Genomic DNA, 16716 nt, shown 5'->3' on the forward strand with positions numbered 1-16716 from the left:
CGTCTCGTCCGTCATGGTGGAAACGCAAACAGGAGATCCTACGATGGCAAGAGCAACTGCAATCATCGTCGCCCGCATCATTTTCAGCTTCATCTTCTTCATGGCCGCCGGCTTCAAATTCGCCGATATCGGCGCGACGGCGGGTTACATCGCCGCTGCCGGTTTTCCGATGGCGACATTCCTTGCCTGGGTGGCGGCCTTCTTCGAGATCGCCCTGGCGCTCGCTTTCATAACCGGGGCCTTCTTCACCGAGGCCAGCCTGCTGGCGGGCATCTACGTGATCTTCCTTGCCTTTGCTTTCCACGGGCCATCCCATTGGCAGCAGAACCAGGCCGAATTCGGCTTCTTCGTCGATCACTTCACCTTCCTCGCCGGCCTGCTCTTTGCCGCCGTCCATGGACCGGAGAAATGGGCATTGCGGCACAGCCTCCTCGGAGAGCTTTAACGACCCGCTCTCCCTCCGGAACCAACAGCCATGCCGAACATTGGCTTAGCGGCAAACGGCAAGGAGAGCCCGCCCATGGAACTACAGGGAAGGATCGCGTTGGTGACGGGCGCTGGATCCGGCATCGGCAAGGCGGCCGCATTGAGACTCGCCGCCGACGGAGCAAGGGTCGCCGTCTTGAGCCGCACCGCCGACGAGGTCGAACAAACCTGCGCCGAGATCAAGGCGGCGGGGGGCGAATCGATCGCGTTGATCGCCGACACCAGCGAAGAGGCGCAGATGCGCAGCGCCGTGAAGCAATTGACCGATACGTTCCACGGCCTTGACATCGTCATCGCCAATGCCGGCATCAATGGCGTCTGGGCGCCGATCGACGATCTGAAGCCGGATGAATGGGATAAGACCATCGCCGTCAATCTGCGCGGCACCTATCTGACCTTGCATCTGACGGTCCCCTACCTGAAAAGAAATGGCGGCTCGATCGTCGTCGTCTCCTCGATCAACGGCACCCGGACATTCACGACGCCGGGCGCAACCGCCTATACCGCAACCAAGGCCGGCCAGGTCGCCATGGTCCAGCAACTGGCCCTCGAACTCGGCCGGCACGGCATCCGTGTCAATGCCGTCTGCCCCGGCGAGATCGAGACCAATATCGGCGCCAACACGAATAGCCGGCATCGCGACGAGACCGAGGTTCCGGTCATCTGGCCGCAAGGGGATATCCCAATCGCCGGCGGCAAGGCGGGCAAGAGCGAGGACGTCGCCGAAACCATTCTCTTCCTCGCCTCAGACCGGGCCCGGCATATCACCGGCACGCCGATCTGGATCGATGGCGGCCAGGGGCTGCTGCGATAGGCCTGCGTCCTGCGACGATCAGGCGCTCAGCCGGGCGTTATCGAGCGTATAGAGTTCCTGCGCGCGCTGCACGCCGCGCAACGCATAACGTCCGACACAGGCAAGTGCCGCGCGCTGTTCCTCCGGTATCGCTGTGGCGAAATCGGAGGAGATCAACAGGTTGAGATCCACTGATCGGCACATCGAAGCGATGCGGCTGACCTCGTTGACGGCAGGGCCGATGACCGTGAAGTCCAGCCGGTCCTGACTGCCGATATTGCCGTAAAAGACGTCTCCGATATGCAGGCCGATATAGACATCGGTCGTTGGCCGGTCGCCGGCTTTGCGTTCGGCATTGAGCTTGGCGAGCTTTTCCCGCAGAAGCGCTTCGGCGTGGAGCGCCGCACGACAGGTCTCCGCCGGCACCTCGCCCTTGAAGATCGCCAGCACGCCGTCGCCGATCAGCTTCAGCACATTGCCGCCGGATTCGTGGATCGCCGTGATCACCGCCTCGCTATAGTCGTTGAGCAACGGGATGATCTCCTCCGGCGGTACGCTGTCGGATATCTTTGTGTAGTTCAACAAATCCGAAAACCAGAGTGCGGCGGAAATCCGCTCCGATTTGCCGCGACTGATCTTGCCCTCCATGACCTGACGCGCCGCGTCCTCGCCGAGATAGACTTCGGCGATGGTGCGGGCGATCCGCCCGAGCCCGATGCACTTGATCGCCAGTCCCAGCACCGGCACCAGCTTGCGCAGGATGGCGAGGTCGTGATCGGAAAAACCCTCGGGATGTTTGGTCGCGAAATGCGAGAAGAAACAATCCATTTCGCCGATCGTGCCGGCCTCGCTGAAACGATGGACCATCGCTATGAAATCCGTATGGCCGGCTTCAGCGATCGTATCGAGCAGGCTGAAATCGATCGGATCGCCAAAGCCGAGGCGCCGGCGTATCTCCCGTTCATTGTTGGCCCAGAGATAATAAAAGGCCGAGCGCTGCCAGTTCGCCGCGGCCTCCCCGGAGCTCGTCGAGCCATATTCGAACTCGGCCTCGATCTCCTCCTCGCTGTCCCAGCGAAAGGCGCGGCCCTCATGCACCGGGTGCAGCGTATCCATCAGCGCCAGGCCGCGGTCGAGCGGCAGCCCGGCATTGCGGCAGGCCGCGCAGAAACCGGTCATGAGCTCGGCTTCCGAGGCGCCCTTTAGTCCCTGCTCCGTGATCCAGGCTGCAATTGTGCTGACGTCGCTATAATCCATGCCGCTCACCTTCACTCTCGCCCAAGCTGTAGTCCGAATTCGGCATCGAAGGAAGCCGATTGGCTCAATCGCCGACGGGCATGTTGTAGGGCGTGACGATTTCGACCGATGAGAGCGAGGCCGGAACCGCCCGACCCGGTGACGTCGCTCGGCCCATGATCGCCCTGAAGGCCGAACGCGCATCTGTCCTGAGATCATGGTGGAGCACGAAGCCGATCCGGCGGGCGGCAAGCAGCGCGCGGTTGTCGACGTCGAGATCATGAGCGACGAAGACGTGGACCGGGCGTTTGGCCGCATCGAAGGCCGCCAGCACCGCTCGGTTGCCGCCACCGATCGAATAGACTGCATTGATGGTGGGATCGGCAGCAAGTGCAGCCGCCGCAAGCGTTCCCGTCGCCGTATCGGTGCCATGCCCCTCGCTGATTTCGGTGATGCCGATTCCGGGATAACGGGCGCGAATGATGCGGCGAAAGCCGATCTCGCGCTCCTCCTCGCCGCGAAACCGCCCGCTCGACAGCGTCACCAGCACCTTGCCGCCACCGCTCGCGAGCACTTCACCGATCAGATAGGCCGCGGTCTCGCCCGCCGCCCGGTTGTCGGCGCCGGCATAGGCGATGCGCGCCGAATTCGGCAGGTCGGTCACCAGTGTTACCACTGGAATGCCCGCCGCATCCGCCCGCGCGACGGCAGCGGCCACCTCGGCAACGTCAGGCGCCTTCAGCACGATGCCGTGTGTGCCGCGCAGCCGGATGCGGTCGAGAAGCTGCACCATCTCGGCCGGCTTCATCACCTCGGCGAAAAGGAACCGGCAGCGGAAGACCCCGGGCAGGAAGGCCGCCATCTCCGCCTCGAAGGCGGCGCGCACCGCATCGCTGAAACGCTGAGGCGTCTCCATGACGATATCGATCGCCAGCATGCGCCCACTCGTCACCGCTCCGGCCTTCTGCTTTTCGAGTTCGGCAATCGCCGCCTGCACCCGCATTTCCGTCTGCTGGCGCACACCCGGCCGCCCGTTCAGCACCCGGTCAACGGTCGCGGTGCTCAATCCGGCCTGGAAGGCAATGTCCTTGACGAGGAAGAGATGGGCCATGGAATCCGCTTGATGGTTTTTTGATGGATTTCTGATCTATATCACCCGGCATCGCCGCGTATAGTGCCTTCATCGAAAGAGGAGGAGCCATCATGAAAACCGACAATCAGCAGAAATTGCGCGCCGACCGTGTCTGGCTCAGCGAAGACAGCTGCGATCTCGAGGATTTTCGCCGCCTGTCGGAAAAGACCACCGTGCTTGCCGATTACCCTACGGCTTCTGCCGTCGAAAAAAACGTGCTGATCTATGACAGCCGCAAGGTGACGGCGGCGGCGGCAACGCCGGAGGGCCGGCGCGCCGTGCTGGCCGAGATCTGCGAGGCCTTCGGCGATGGTCCCGGCGTCGCCGTCTTCAAGCATGCGTACGAGGATACCGCCATTATCGACCGCGCCAGCGTGGTCTTCGATCAGATCATCGAGGAGCAGCACCGCACCTCGACCGGCGGCGGCGATCACTTCGCCAAGCCCGGCGCCAACGACCGCATCTGGAATTCACTGGAAAAACATTGCCTCGCCGATCCCGCGAATTTTGCCGAATATTACGGCAATGCCATCGTCGCACTGGCAAGCCAAGCCTGGCTCGGCCCAAGCTACCAGATGACGGCCCAGGTCAACCGCGTCAATCCGGGGGGCGCGGCACAGTCGGCCCATCGCGACTATCATCTCGGCTTCCAATCGTCCGCGGTGATCGAGCAGTTTCCGGTGCATGTGCACCGGCTTTCGCCGGTGCTGACGCTGCAGGGTGCGGTCGCCCATTGCGACATGCCGCTCGAAAGCGGCCCGACGCTCTTCCTGCCGCACAGCCAGACCTATGTGCCGGGCTATCTCGCGCTCAAGCGCCAGGAATTCCGGGATTATTTCGAGGCCAACCACATCCAGCTGCCGCTCGAAAAAGGCGACGTCGTCTTCTTCAATCCCGCCCTCTTCCACGCCGCCGGCACCAACCGCTCGGCCGATATCAAGCGCGTCGCCAACCTGTTGCAGGTCTCCTCTGCCTTCGGCCGGGCGATGGAAACGGTCAATCGCGAAAAAATGAGCGCCACGCTCTTTCCCACCCTGAAGACATTGCAGGACAGGCTGTCGCCCGACGAGATCGCCAATGCCGTTGCCGCCTGCGCCGAAGGTTATTCCTTCCCGACCAATCTCGATCGAGATCCCCCGCTTGGCGGCCTGGCGCCGAAGACGCAGGCGCAGCTGATGCACGAGGCGTTGAAGGAAGGCTGGAGCGACGAAGCCTTTGCGGCGGCACTTGCAGAACAGGCGCAGAAGAAGCTGAGCTGACTAAGGATCTGGAGCCGACCCGCACTGAAATAAAAGCCTCCCGCACCCCCGCGGGAGGCCATTCGCATATCACCACCAAGGAGGAACCACATGAGCACAGATCACGGCCGCCTCGACGGCAAGATCGCCATCGTCACCGGCGGCACGCAAGGGTTGGGCGCCACTATCGCCCGTCTCTTCGCCGAACGCGGTGCTGAGGGCATCGTCATTTGCGGCCGCAACGAAGCCAAGGGCCAGGCGAAGGCCGCGGAAATCTCGGCCGCAACCGGTGTGAAGGTTGTCTACGTCATGGCCGACCTCGGCAAGGTCGAGGACGCCAGGAATGTCGTACAGGCCTGCGACGAGGCCTTCGGCCGGGTCGACGCGCTGATCAATGCCGCCGCCATCACCGATCGCGGCACCATCCTCGACACCAGCCCTGAACTCTTCGACGCCATGTTCGCCGTCAACGTGCGCGCACCGTTCTTCCTGATGCAGGAGACAATGAAGGTCATGCGCCGCGAAAAGACCGAGGGCACGATCGTCAACATCGGCTCAATGTCGGCCAAGGCAGGCCAGCCCTTCATCGCCGCCTATTGCGCCTCCAAGGGGGCGTTGGAAACGCTGACGAAGAATACCGCCTATGCGCTGCTGCGCAACCGCATCCGCGTCAACGGCCTCAACATCGGCTGGATGGCCTCCGAAGGCGAGGATCGCATCCAGCGCGAATATCACGATGCCCCCGCCGATTGGCTTGAGAAGGCGGCAGCCGGCCAGCCCTTCGGCCGTCTCGTCGACCCGCACGAAGTGGCGCGCGCCTGCGCCTACCTATCGTCGGCCGAATCCGGCCTGATGACCGGCTCTGTCATCTGCTTCGACCAGTCGATCTGGGGTGCCTATGACGGCTCGCCGCACCCGGTGGCGGCTCTCTAAAAAACTGAGCCCGGCATTTCCCTCGCCGGGCTCTGGCACCTGCCGATATTTGCCGCTAGGAAAAGGTCAGCAGCATTCAGGGAGGAAACCGGCGTGGCCGACAATCCGCTTTACGACATCCGCGACGAACGCTTCGGCGCTCTGGTCATCGGCAGCGCAGCCCTCGAGGAGCTCTATTCCGGCTGCCGCTGGACCGAAGGCCCGGTGTGGTTTTCCGACGTGGACTGCCTGCTCTGGAGCGATATTCCGAACGAACGCATCATGCGCTGGACGCCGGATGGCACGGTCTCGGTCTTCCGCTCGCCCTCCAACTATGTCAACGGCAATACCCGCGACCGGCAGGGCCGGCTGGTCTCCTGCGAACATGGCGGCCGCCGCGTCACCCGCACCGAGCCGGACGGCACCATCACCGTTCTCGCCGACAGCTACAAGGGCAAACGACTGAACTCGCCGAACGATGTCGTCGTGCATTCCGACGGCGGAATCTGGTTCACCGATCCGACCTACGGCATCCTCTCGGATTACGAGGGCCACAAGGCAGAGCCCGAACAGCCGACCCGCAACGTCTACCGCATCGATCCCGCAAGCGGCGCGATCGAGGCCGTCATCGAGGATTTCATCCAGCCGAACGGCCTTGCCTTCTCGCCCGACGAGACAAAACTCTACATTGCCGATTCCGGCTCGGCAAAACATGAAGTGCCGCGCCATATAAGATTTTTCGACGTCGTCGACGGCAGGAAGCTTACAAACAGCCGCTATTTCTGCAGCCTCGATATCGGCAATCCTGACGGTTTCCGCTTCGATGTCGGCGGCAATCTCTGGACAAGTGCGTCCGACGGCGTGCACTGCTTTTCGCCGGACGGCACCCTGCTCGGCAAGATCAGGGTGCCGCAGACGGTGTCCAACCTCACCTTCGGCGGGCCCAAGAAGAACCGGCTGTTCATCACTGCGACGCGCTCGGTCTATTCGATCTATACGAAGACCAACGGCGCCCAATATCCGTAAGGATCAGCCCTTCACGGCATCCGGCCTGCCATGCAGCGGCTCGGCGCGGTGCCAGTTCTCCAGGATGCGGCCGTCCGTATGCTTTTGCCGCGCCCAACGGATGCCGTTCGAGATCACCTTGTGCACGGTCTTGTCGTGATAGATCGGATAGGTTTCGTGGCCGGGGCTGAAGAAGAAGATACGCCCGCGCCCACGCTGGAAGGTGCAGCCACTGCGGAACACTTCGCCGCCGGAATACCAGGAGATGAACACCAGCTCGTCCGGCTGCGGGATGTCGAAGGGCTCGCCATACATTTCCGAGGCATTGACCTCGAAATAGGGCGGCAGCCCCTCGGCGATCGGATGTGAGGGATTGACCACCCACACCCGCTCCAAGTCTCCATCCGTCGTCTCGCGCCAGGAAAGATTGGCATTGGTGCCCATCAGCCGGCGGAAGAGCTTGGAATGATGGCCGGAATGCAGCACCAGAAGGCCCATGCCCTTCAGCACCCGCTGCTGCACGCGCTCGATCAGCCCATCGCTGACCTCCTCATGCGCCATATGCCCCCACCAGAGCAGCACGTCGGTATTATCGAGCACGCTGTCCGGCAGGCCTTCATCGGGATCATCGAGCGTGCCGCGGCGGATTTCGAAATCCGGATGGGCGATGCCGGCGGCGATCGCGCCGTCGATACGATCGGGATAGATCTCCTGAACCTCCCTATGGAGCTGCTCGTGGCGTCCTTCGTTCCAGATGGTGACCTTGATTGTCATAGCATTCCTCGATGTTAGCTGTCAGGCGGTTGCCGGACGGATCACCCGTCCGGCGGAATCGAACAGAAGGCAGGCGGCGGGATCGGCGGTCAGCGACACGCGATCGCCCGGCCGCACACCAATATCGCCCTCGGCACGCACGACAATCGGCTGCTGCCCGGAGCCGACGGTCATGTAGGTCTCGACGCCGAGCCGCTCGACGATGACCACTTCGGCCGTGAAATGTCCCTGCCCTTCCGGCGCGATCTTCAGATGCTCTGGCCGGATGCCGAGTTTGGCCTCGCCCTGTGGCACCGCGCCATTGGCATCGGCAAGATCGAGCAACAGCCCGATCGGGCTGTCGAGATGCAACGCACCCACCGAGGTCCGCGTTGCGGTGACCGGGATGACGTTCATCTTAGGCGAGCCGATGAAGGTCGCGACGAATTCATTCTGCGGCTGATGGTAGAGCGACATCGGCGCGCCCTCCTGTGCCACCAAGCCCTTGTTCAGCACGACGATGCGGTCGGCCATCGTCATCGCTTCCACCTGGTCGTGGGTGACGTAGACGACGGTCGCCTTCAGCTCGCGGTGCAGGCGCTGCAGCTCGGCGCGCATCTGCACGCGCAAGGCCGAATCGAGGTTCGACAGCGGCTCGTCGAACAGGATCAGCGACGGCTTCTTGATGATGGCGCGACCGATCGCCACCCGCTGACGCTGGCCGCCGGAAAGGGCGGCCGGGCGGCGGTCGAGATAGTCGGTGAGCTGCAGGATCTCGGCGACGCCTTCCACCTGCCGGCGGATCTCCGTCTCCGGCACCTTTTTCAGGCTAAGGGAAAAGCCGATATTTTCGGCAACGGTCATATGCGGATAGAGCGCATAGGACTGGAACACCATGGCGATGCCGCGTTTGTCGGGCGGCACGTCGTTGATGCGCTTGCCGTCGAGGACAAGATCGCCTTCGTCGATGCCTTCGAGGCCGGCGATCATGCGCAGGAGCGTCGACTTACCGCAGCCGGACGGACCGACGAAGACGGCGAATTCCCCGTCTTCCACAGTGATATCGACGCCCTTGATGACTTCGAGCGCGCCGTAGAACTTGCGAACGTTTCTGAGATTGATCATCCGTTTCTCCTCTTGATCTCAGCCCTTCACGCCGCCCGAAAAGGTCTGGACGAGGAAGCGCCGCGCAAAGCCGAAGGCGACGACGGCCGGCAGCAGATAGATGAAGGCCAGCGCGGTCAGCAGGCCGTAGTCGATCTCATTGATGCGGAGAAAAGCGCGGAAGAGGCCGAGCGGCAGCGTCTGCAGCTCCGGCGACGATAGGAAGATGAGCGGCAGCAGAAAATCGCCCCAGGCCGACATGAAGGCGAAGAGCCCGGCGGCGGCAAGCCCCGGCAGCGCCAGCGGGATCAGCACCCGGCGGATGCGCTGGATCAGCGTTGCTCCGTCCATCAGCGCCGCCTCTTCGTAATCCCTCGGCAGCCCGTCGAAGAAGGTCTTCATGATCCAGAGCGCCAGCGGCAATTGCATCGTCGCCAGCACCAGGATCAGCCCGAGATAGCCGTCGATGAAGCCGGTCCAGCGCATGATGTCGCGGGCATAGCTGCCGAAGATCGGCCTGAGCACCGCCGCCTCCGCATTGTTCAGCGTCAGCAGGAATTTATAGAGCGGCACGACGAGCGCCGTCGGCGGCAGCACGCGGATGAGCAGGATCGCATAGAGGAACGGCAGCTTCCACCAGGCACGGGTGCGCGACAGGGCATAACCGCCGAGCCCCGCCAGCACCATGACCAGCAACGTGGCGCTGCCGACGACGAAGAGCGAGTTGAATAGCCACTTAGCCCCGTCTTCCTTGGTGAAGACTTTGACGTAATTGGCGAAGGTCCATTGCTGCGGCCAATGCAGGAAGAGCTGCGCATTGCCGTCGAAAGAGGCGAGCAGCACCCAGAAGAAGGGCACGGCGCAGAAAATCGACATCAGCGACAGCGTCGCATATGCGATGAGGTCGGAACGGCTCTTATTGGCGGTCTCGCTCGGGGAAACGACGGCCATGTCAGACCTCCACCTTCATGGCACGGACATAGGCGATGCCTAATATCAGCGAGATGACGAGCGCGACGACGGCGACCGCGGCGCCATAGCCGAGCTGGAACGCCGTGAAGGACTGGTTGTAGATATAAATGCTGACCACCTCGGTCGCCCCGCCCGGGCCTCCGCGCGTCAGCGCATAGACGAGGCCGAAGACGGCGATGGTCGATACGGCCGAAATCAGCATGTAGAGAAGGATCGTCGGCATCATCAGCGGCAGGGTGATGCGGCGAAACATCTGCGATGGCGTGGCGCCGTCCATGCGCGCCGCCTCGTAGATCTCGGCCGGAATGGTGCTGAGGCCGGCCGTCAGCAGGATCATCGCGGTGGCGATGCCGCGCCAGATGTTGACGATGATGATCATCGACAGCGGGAAGACCTGCAGCCAGTCGGCCGGCGTGACGCCCAAGAAGCTGACGATGCGGGTGAGCGTGGCATTGTCACCGCCCGCCAGCATCGAGATCCACATGAAGCCGGCGACGACTTCGGGGGCGGCATTGGGCAGCAGGATGATCGACGAGAACACACGCCGGAAGCGGATCGGCCGGCGCAGCGCGATTGCCGAGATCAGGCCGAGCAGGAACTGGCCGATCACCGCGGAACCGATGACGAAGACGAAAGTGACGAACAGCGAATTCCAGAACTTCGCGTCGTTGAACAGCCTGACATAATTCCGGAAACCGACGAAGCGCGGCCGGAGCGCCGCCGCCCCGGTCAGCGCCTCGTTGGTGAAGCTCAGATAGATGGAATAGACGGCCGGATAGATGACGAAGGCCAGCAGCAGCACGAGCGAGGGCAGCAGGATCAGCAGCCATTGCCGCTCGGCGCGCTTTTCATGAGAGTTTCTGGCCATGGAAGCTCGCAACCTGTCGAATGTACCGGCTCATCGAACAATGACGGGGAGACGCGGTGCCCTGGCGCCGCGTCCCCGTTCGCGGGGAAAGCAAGCGTACGCTTACTTCACCATGTCGTCGCCGAGCGTTTCCTTGACGTAGTCGACCAGGATCTTCTGGGCGCCGGCAGCATCGGTTTCCTTGCGCAGCATCGCTTCCGTCGCCCGCGCCACGCCTTCCGAAACCGTGCCGAAACCGGAGGCCTGTTTCAGGAACACGCCATTTCCGGCCGCCGCATGGATCGGAACCAGCTCCGTCAGTTTCTGGAAGTCGGCATTGTCGGCCGCATCCTTGCTGGCGGGGATGTTGCCGATGCGGGCGGCGTAGGAAACCTGCGTCTCGATCGAGCCGATCTCCATCAGCGCCTTGATCGCGAGTTCGCTATTGGCCGATTTGGAATTGACGGCCCACGGCGCGGCAAGGTTGGCGAGCACATACTGACCGCTGCTCTGGCCCGGCACGGTCCAGGTTCCCACAACCTTGGTCACTTCGGGGATCGGGTTCTTGCTCTCGCGGCCCCAGTCGAAAATATAGCACCAGGAGCCGCAGGTGGTCGCGGCGAGCTTGCCTTCCGGGAACATCTGGTATTTTGGCACGACCCAGGGCTCCGGCCCGAGCAGCGGCTGCGTCGGCATCAGATCCTTGTCGATCAGCTCCTTGTAGACGTTGAAGACATCCTTGATGCCCTCGCCGTTGAGATCGAGCTTGCCGTCGGCATCGACAAGCTGCGGCGTCTTGGAGCCGACGAGCAGGTGCTGGAAGCCCTCGTCGAAGGCGCCGCTTCCCCAGGATACGCCGGCCGGGAAAAGCAAGCCGTAGGCGCCGGTCTTATGCTTGATCTCGGCCGCACGGTCGAGAAGCTCCTGCCAGGTCTTCGGCTGCTCTGTGGAGATGCCGGCCTTTTCGAGAACGTCCTTGCGATAATAGATTTCCTGAATGCCGAGCATGAACGGCATCACATAGGTCTCGCCATCCGGGCTGACGGCCAGCTGCTTGGCAACGTCATAGAGGTTAGCATAGCCGTCCCAGGCCTTGAACTCCTTGGTGATGGGCGTGAGGTAGCCAGCTTCCACCATATCGGCGACCGCGGCCGTCGTCGGGATGGAGAACAGATCGGGCGCGTTGCCGGCCCCGAGCTCCGTCAGCAGCTTGGTCAGATAATCCTTATCGGGCGCCGGATATTCGATGACCTCGACGGTCACGCCGTATTTCTTTTCGATCCGCTCGACCGTCGACTTCATCGCATCGATGCCGGCCTGGCCGTGATTGGCAATTCGAATTGTTTCGGCCTGCGCCAGCGTCGAAACCGCGCTCAGCAGAATGGCGCACAGGCCACCAAGAACCGTCTTCTTCAACGAAAAGTCCTCCCTTTTTTTAGAGACACGGCGCCCTCCAGCACCGGCTGCAAAAATGTACACGCATTCCAATCGCTGGCAAGCTGGTTTTTGAAAAGATTCGAATCTCGAATTCAATTAACTGATATTACTGAGATATATAGATATTGCCATCATCGTACAGCTTGTGTAATCGTGTACACAAACATTCAGGGAGAGCATTTTCATGGCTGAGAAATTGCGCCTCGGCGTCATCGGCGCCGGGCTGAAGGCGGTGGAATATGCCAAGAGCTGGGCTGGCATGCCCGAGATCGAATTCGCCGTCCTTGCGGACACCACGGCCGCCTCGCGCCAGCGGCTGATCGACGTCTGCCTCGCCGCCGGCGCGCCCGAACCGAGAAGCTTCGAGGACTATCGCGAAATGCTCGTCCAATGCCGGGACGAACTCGACATCGTCTATATCTCCACCCCGCATGCCTTCCATGCCGAGCAGGCGACCGCCGTCGCCAAAGCCGGCCTCGACCTCTTCCTGGAAAAACCGATGGTGACGACGGTCGCCGAGGCCGAGCGGCTGATCGCGGCGCAGAAGAAGAGCGGCGTTACCATCGTCACCGCTTTCCAGGGCGGTCTGTCGCCGCTGGTGCTCGACACGCGCCGGCGGGCGCTTTCCGGCGAATTCGGTGAGCTGATCGCCATATCGGGCATGATTTGGGAAAGCTGGTCGTCCAATTATGACGGCCATTGGAAACAGCAGCCCGAGATTTCTGGCGGCGGCTTCATGTTCGATACTGGCGCCCATATGATGAACACCGTCTGCCTGCTGGCCAATTCCGATTTCGACAGCGTTTCGGCCTACATGGCCAATCACGGCAAAAAGGTCGATATATCAACAGCCGTCTCCGCCCGGCTGAAGAACGGCGCCCTGGCAACGCTGACGGCCGCCGGGGAAGGCCCTCCCGGCTGCGCCTCCCACATCACCTTCTTCTATTCCAAGGCGATCGTGCGCATCGATGCCTGGGGCGCCTGGCGCGAGATCAGCGTCGGCCGCAACGCCGAGCCGCGCGAGGAAGCCGAGATTCTCGGCAATCCGATGAAAAATTTCCTCGCCATTCGCGCGGGAAAAATGGAAAACTCCGGCTCCGTTGAAATGGGCCTCAGATTCGCTAGGCTATGGGACGCAATCAAGGAATCGGCAGCGGCCGGCGGCGCCTCCGTCAGGATCGTCGCCCAATAGGCGCAGATGAGCGGAATGAACAGACGGCGGATCACCTCGAAGGAGCTGGCGAAACTCGCCGGCGTTTCCTCCGCCACCATTTCCCGCGCCTTCTCGCCGGATTCGCGCATTGGCAGCGCGACGCGCGACCGCATTCTCGCCGTCGCGCGTGAACATGGGTACCAGCCGAATGCAATCGCCCGCTCGCTGAACAACCAGCGCTCGCGGCTGGTCGCGCTCGTCGTCAACGCAATCGGCAATCCGTGCGAGGCCGAAGAACAGCAGCTTCTCGTCCACCGCCTGCAGGCGCGGCAATTGCTGCCGATCATCCTCTGCTGCGCCGATCATTCCGACCGGTTGCAGCTGATGCGGCTTGCCTCCACCTATCAGGTCGATCACGTCGTCGTCTTTTCCGACATGGTGTCGATGCAGGATGCCGTCGACATCTTCCATACGACGAAGCCGATCATCGTCTCCTTCGAGCCGCTCGAAAACGAAAACGTCTCCAGCATCCGCATCGATGGCTCCGCGGCCGCCGACGAGATCATCGACAAGATCGTCCGCGACGGCAAGAAGCGCTTTGCCTATCTCTCCGGCACCAATTCAAGCTGGATCGACAAGCTCAGGCGCAAATGGTTCGCCGATGCGCTGGCCAAGCGCGGCCTCTCTTTCGCAGCCCAGGCCTTTGGGGATTATTCCTATGATTCCGGCTTCAAGGAAGCCGTGCTGCTGCTGCATCGCGACAAGGTCGACGCCATCATCTGCGGCAACGACGTCATGGCGATCGGGGCACGCGATGCGGCCCGCCGCGTGCTCGGCAAAAACACGCCCGACGACATTGCCATCGTCGGCCAGGATGGCATCGCCATGGCCGCCTGGGATTGCAACGATCTCACCACGCTGAGCCTCGACCACGTCGCATTCATCGACGCCGTCGTCGAACTAATCGAACGCCATGACGCCGAGATCGAAGGCCCGCACAGCATCACCCTCACCTGCACCGCCCGCTGGGGCTCGACCGCCTAGTATCTGCCCGGCTTGGCCTTTTCGGCATCATGTTCTAAGGCTCACCTATCAATTGCATCAAGGAGGAATAGCATGACCCGATTTTCACGCGCCGAAAGGCGCCGCAGCACTCCTGATGCCGTGATCGGGAGAGCCTGAGATGCGTTCGGTCGTTTCCTTCAACGAAGGCTGGAGTTTCCATGAGGGCTTCGGACAGCGTTTGCTCGAAAGCTTCGACGCCGCCAAGTCGGTCAGCCTGCCCCATACCGCCGTCGAACTGCCCTTCAACTATTTCGACGAAAGGAGCTATCAGCGCGCCTTCACCTATCAGAAGGTGCTGCGCTGGCTGCCGGAATTCGAGGGCCGCGAGGTGTCGCTCGTCTTCGACGCCGCCATGGCCGACAGCGTCGTCTATCTGAACGGCGAAGAGATCATTGTCCATAAGGACGGCTACACCCCTTTCGAGGCCCGCCTCACCGGCAAGCTCGTCAAGGGCGAGAACCTGGTGACCGTCAAGATCGACGGCAGCGAAAACCCTGAGATCCCGCCCTTCGGCGGCCGCATCGATTATCTGACTTATGCCGGCATCTACCGCGACGTCTGGCTGAAGGTGACCGACCCCGTCTCGATCCGCAATCTCAAGATCGAAACCGCAGACGTTCTTGCCCCGGAAAAATCGGCAACCATCCGCGTCGATATCGCCAATCCCGAGGGCCGCAGCTTCTCGGCAACCGTCACCGCCACACTGAAGCAGGCGGACGGTACGGTGATCGCCACCGCGGCGACCGAGACGATCGGCGACCGCACCAGGCTTTCCTTTGGCGGCCTCACCGGCATCACGCTCTGGGACATCACCGATCCCACCCTCTACGAGGTCACCGTCGAACTCAGGACCGAGCACGGCTCCGACCGTATCTCTACCCGCTTCGGCTTCCGCACCGCCGAATTCACGCCGGAAGGTTTCCTTCTCAACGGCAAACCGCTGAAGCTGCGCGGCCTCAACCGCCACCAGTCTTTCCCCTATGTCGGCTATGCCGCCGGCCGGTCCGCCCAGGAGCGTGACGCCGATATCATGAAGAGCGTGCTGAAGTGCAATATCGTCCGCACCTCGCATTATCCGCAATCGAAATGGTTCCTCGACCGCTGCGACGCGATCGGCCTGCTGGTCTTCGAGGAAATCCCCGGCTGGCAGCATATCGGCGATGCCGACTGGCAAAAGGAATCGATCGAAAACGTTCGCCGGATGATCGAGCGCGACTGGAACCATCCCTCGATCATCATCTGGGGCGTGCGCATCAACGAGTCCCAGGATAGTCACGATTTCTATGTCGAGACCAATCGCCTCGCCCGTGAGCTAGACAGCACCCGCCAGACCGGCGGCGTGCGTTATATCACCGAGAGCGAACTGCTCGAGGACGTCTATACGATGAACGACTTCATCCTCGGCAATGAGGAATTGCCGGGCGCCAACCGCCCGCGCACCGTGCTGCGCGGCCAGCAGGAAAATACGGGCCTGTCCCGCAAGGTGCCGTACCTCATCACCGAGTTCAACGGTCACATGCACCCGACGAAGATCTATGACCAGGAGCAGCGCCAGGCCGAGCATGTGCGCCGTCATCTCGAGGTGCTGAACGCCGCCTATGGCGATCCCGATATTTCGGGCGCCATCGGCTGGTGCATGTTCGATTACAACACTCACAAGGATTTCGGCTCCGGCGACCGCATCTGCTATCACGGCGTCATGGACATGTTCCGCGAGCCGAAATTCGCGGCCTATGCCTATATCAGCCAGTGCGACCCGTCCGAGGAGATCGTCATGAAACCGGCGACCTTCTGGGCGCGCGGCGAGCGCAATATCGGCGGCGTGCTGCCGCTGATCATCCTGACCAATTGCGACGAGGTCGAACTGCAATATGGCGGCCTCAGCAAGCGCATCAGCCCGGACCGCGAGAATTATCCGCATCTGCCGCATCCGCCCGTCGTGCTCGACCATCGCCACTTCACCGCCGACGAGCTCGGCACCTGGGGCCTCGAATGGATCGACGGCACCTTGACCGGTTATATCGGCGGCGAGCCGGTAACGAGCCTGACGCTCGCGGCCGATCCGCTGCCGACGACGCTGGAAATCGTCGCCGACAGCTTGACGCTGAAAGCCCGCGAACGCGACAGCACCCGCATCATCATCCGCGCCCTCGACCAGTGCGGCCAGCGCCTGCCGTTCATGAACGACAGCATTTCGCTGAAGGTACATGGGCCTGCAAAGATCGTCGGCCCGACCAATGTGCCGCTGCAGGGCGGCACCGCCGGCTTCTGGCTGGAGGCGACGGGGCTCGTGGGCGAAATCACCGTCGAAGCGGTCTCCTCGCGTTTTGCGCCGGTGACCCTCACTGTGACGGCCGCCGCCTGACGGCTGTCACGAAATCCTGAGCTGGCTGTCGGGATCGAAGAACACGGCCTTGTCGAGATTGAAGGCGAGACGGGTGTTTTGTCCGGGTGCGATGCCGGCATCGGCGCGCAGGCGGGCGACGACGGATTTGCCGCCGAGCTTGGTGACGGCGAAGGTGTCGGAGCCGGCCGGCTCGACGACCTCGATCAGGCAATCGTCCTCGGTCAGCGAGCGCGCCT

General features: G+C 62.3%; 15 protein-coding genes and 1 pseudogene. 8 read left to right on the forward strand and 8 right to left on the reverse strand.

Going from position 1 to position 16716, the window contains the following annotated elements; all coding sequences use genetic code 11:
* Window positions 1–43: 43 nt before the first annotated feature.
* Together OS035_RS31295 and OS035_RS31300 are read left to right on the forward strand one after the other, a co-directional pair.
* On the forward strand, window positions 44–445 hold the full coding sequence (locus tag OS035_RS31295; protein ID WP_097629974.1) for a DoxX family protein: 402 nt from the start codon (window positions 44–46) through the stop codon (window positions 443–445).
* Between the two features lie 75 nt (window positions 446–520).
* Window positions 521–1300: an SDR family oxidoreductase gene (locus OS035_RS31300; RefSeq protein ID WP_097629973.1), complete on the forward strand. Its 780-nt coding sequence runs from the start codon at window positions 521–523 to the stop codon at window positions 1298–1300.
* Window positions 1301–1318: 18 nt separating this feature from the next.
* Here OS035_RS31300 and OS035_RS31305 read toward each other — a convergent pair whose 3' ends face one another.
* Together OS035_RS31305 and OS035_RS31310 are read right to left on the reverse strand one after the other, a co-directional pair.
* Window positions 1319–2536, reverse strand: coding sequence for an adenylate/guanylate cyclase domain-containing protein (locus OS035_RS31305; protein WP_097629972.1), 1218 nt, complete (start codon window positions 2534–2536; stop codon window positions 1319–1321).
* 64 nt (window positions 2537–2600) lie between these two features.
* Window positions 2601–3626 (reverse strand): LacI family DNA-binding transcriptional regulator, encoded by a 1026-nt coding sequence (locus OS035_RS31310; RefSeq protein ID WP_097629971.1) that lies wholly within the window; start codon window positions 3624–3626, stop codon window positions 2601–2603.
* Between the two features lie 92 nt (window positions 3627–3718).
* On the opposite strand from OS035_RS31310, the gene OS035_RS31315 reads away from it, so the two are divergent.
* From OS035_RS31315 to OS035_RS31325, 3 genes are all read left to right on the forward strand, one after another.
* Window positions 3719–4906: a phytanoyl-CoA dioxygenase family protein gene (locus OS035_RS31315; protein ID WP_097629970.1), complete on the forward strand. Its 1188-nt coding sequence runs from the start codon at window positions 3719–3721 to the stop codon at window positions 4904–4906.
* A gap of 90 nt (window positions 4907–4996) precedes the next feature.
* Complete coding sequence (locus OS035_RS31320; RefSeq protein WP_097629969.1) at window positions 4997–5818, forward strand: SDR family oxidoreductase; 822 nt, start codon at window positions 4997–4999, stop codon at window positions 5816–5818.
* Window positions 5819–5911: 93 nt separating this feature from the next.
* Window positions 5912–6823, forward strand: a complete 912-nt coding sequence (locus tag OS035_RS31325) for an SMP-30/gluconolactonase/LRE family protein (protein WP_097629968.1) — start codon at window positions 5912–5914, stop codon at window positions 6821–6823.
* A gap of 3 nt (window positions 6824–6826) precedes the next feature.
* On the opposite strand, the gene OS035_RS31330 is transcribed toward OS035_RS31325, so the two are convergent.
* From OS035_RS31330 to OS035_RS31350, 5 genes are all read right to left on the reverse strand, one after another.
* On the reverse strand, window positions 6827–7576 hold the full coding sequence (locus tag OS035_RS31330; protein ID WP_097629967.1) for a ThuA domain-containing protein: 750 nt from the start codon (window positions 7574–7576) through the stop codon (window positions 6827–6829).
* Between the two features lie 21 nt (window positions 7577–7597).
* Window positions 7598–8680 carry an ABC transporter ATP-binding protein gene (locus tag OS035_RS31335; protein WP_097629966.1) on the reverse strand — a complete coding sequence of 361 codons (1083 nt, stop codon included), beginning with the start codon at window positions 8678–8680 and terminating at the stop codon, window positions 7598–7600.
* 18 nt (window positions 8681–8698) lie between these two features.
* Window positions 8699–9610, reverse strand: a complete 912-nt coding sequence (locus tag OS035_RS31340) for a carbohydrate ABC transporter permease (RefSeq protein ID WP_097629965.1) — start codon at window positions 9608–9610, stop codon at window positions 8699–8701.
* Window position 9611: 1 nt separating this feature from the next.
* The gene (locus tag OS035_RS31345) at window positions 9612–10499 is read right to left on the reverse strand and encodes a carbohydrate ABC transporter permease (RefSeq protein WP_097629964.1); all 888 of its coding nucleotides are present in this window, start codon (window positions 10497–10499) and stop codon (window positions 9612–9614) included.
* Between the two features lie 102 nt (window positions 10500–10601).
* Window positions 10602–11894 (reverse strand): ABC transporter substrate-binding protein, encoded by a 1293-nt coding sequence (locus OS035_RS31350; protein ID WP_097629963.1) that lies wholly within the window; start codon window positions 11892–11894, stop codon window positions 10602–10604.
* Between the two features lie 205 nt (window positions 11895–12099).
* On the opposite strand from OS035_RS31350, the gene OS035_RS31355 reads away from it, so the two are divergent.
* The 3 genes from OS035_RS31355 (at window position 12100) to OS035_RS31365 (ending at window position 16498) form a co-directional block, all read left to right on the forward strand.
* The gene (locus OS035_RS31355) at window positions 12100–13107 is read left to right on the forward strand and encodes a Gfo/Idh/MocA family protein (protein ID WP_183782436.1); all 1008 of its coding nucleotides are present in this window, start codon (window positions 12100–12102) and stop codon (window positions 13105–13107) included.
* 6 nt (window positions 13108–13113) lie between these two features.
* Window positions 13114–14112 carry a LacI family DNA-binding transcriptional regulator gene (locus OS035_RS31360; protein ID WP_183782439.1) on the forward strand — a complete coding sequence of 333 codons (999 nt, stop codon included), beginning with the start codon at window positions 13114–13116 and terminating at the stop codon, window positions 14110–14112.
* A gap of 139 nt (window positions 14113–14251) precedes the next feature.
* The gene (locus tag OS035_RS31365) at window positions 14252–16498 is read left to right on the forward strand and encodes a glycoside hydrolase family 2 protein (protein ID WP_183782442.1); all 2247 of its coding nucleotides are present in this window, start codon (window positions 14252–14254) and stop codon (window positions 16496–16498) included.
* Between the two features lie 6 nt (window positions 16499–16504).
* Here OS035_RS31365 and OS035_RS31370 read toward each other — a convergent pair.
* Window positions 16505–16716 (reverse strand): annotated as a pseudogene (locus OS035_RS31370) (sugar ABC transporter ATP-binding protein); the annotation flags it as partial.

This window comes from Rhizobium sp. 268 (assembly GCF_036571585.1).
Lineage (GTDB): Bacteria > Pseudomonadota > Alphaproteobacteria > Rhizobiales > Rhizobiaceae > Rhizobium > Rhizobium redzepovicii.

Bases quoted from the DNA above. Each gene is read 5' to 3' on its own strand.
- OS035_RS31295 (WP_097629974.1), top strand. From the start codon at position 44: ATGGCAAGAGCAACTGCAATCATCGTCGCCCGCATCATTTTCAGCTTC.
- OS035_RS31300 (WP_097629973.1), top strand. From the start codon at position 521: ATGGAACTACAGGGAAGGATCGCGTTGGTGACGGGCGCTGGATCCGGC.
- OS035_RS31305 (WP_097629972.1), bottom strand. From the start codon at position 2,536: ATGGATTATAGCGACGTCAGCACAATTGCAGCCTGGATCACGGAGCAG.
- OS035_RS31310 (WP_097629971.1), bottom strand. From the start codon at position 3,626: ATGGCCCATCTCTTCCTCGTCAAGGACATTGCCTTCCAGGCCGGATTG.
- OS035_RS31315 (WP_097629970.1), top strand. From the start codon at position 3,719: ATGAAAACCGACAATCAGCAGAAATTGCGCGCCGACCGTGTCTGGCTC.
- OS035_RS31320 (WP_097629969.1), top strand. From the start codon at position 4,997: ATGAGCACAGATCACGGCCGCCTCGACGGCAAGATCGCCATCGTCACC.
- OS035_RS31330 (WP_097629967.1), bottom strand. From the start codon at position 7,576: ATGACAATCAAGGTCACCATCTGGAACGAAGGACGCCACGAGCAGCTC.
- OS035_RS31335 (WP_097629966.1), bottom strand. From the start codon at position 8,680: ATGATCAATCTCAGAAACGTTCGCAAGTTCTACGGCGCGCTCGAAGTC.
- OS035_RS31340 (WP_097629965.1), bottom strand. From the start codon at position 9,610: ATGGCCGTCGTTTCCCCGAGCGAGACCGCCAATAAGAGCCGTTCCGAC.
- OS035_RS31345 (WP_097629964.1), bottom strand. From the start codon at position 10,499: ATGGCCAGAAACTCTCATGAAAAGCGCGCCGAGCGGCAATGGCTGCTG.
- OS035_RS31355 (WP_183782436.1), top strand. From the start codon at position 12,100: ATGGCTGAGAAATTGCGCCTCGGCGTCATCGGCGCCGGGCTGAAGGCG.
- OS035_RS31360 (WP_183782439.1), top strand. From the start codon at position 13,114: ATGAGCGGAATGAACAGACGGCGGATCACCTCGAAGGAGCTGGCGAAA.
- OS035_RS31365 (WP_183782442.1), top strand. From the start codon at position 14,252: ATGCGTTCGGTCGTTTCCTTCAACGAAGGCTGGAGTTTCCATGAGGGC.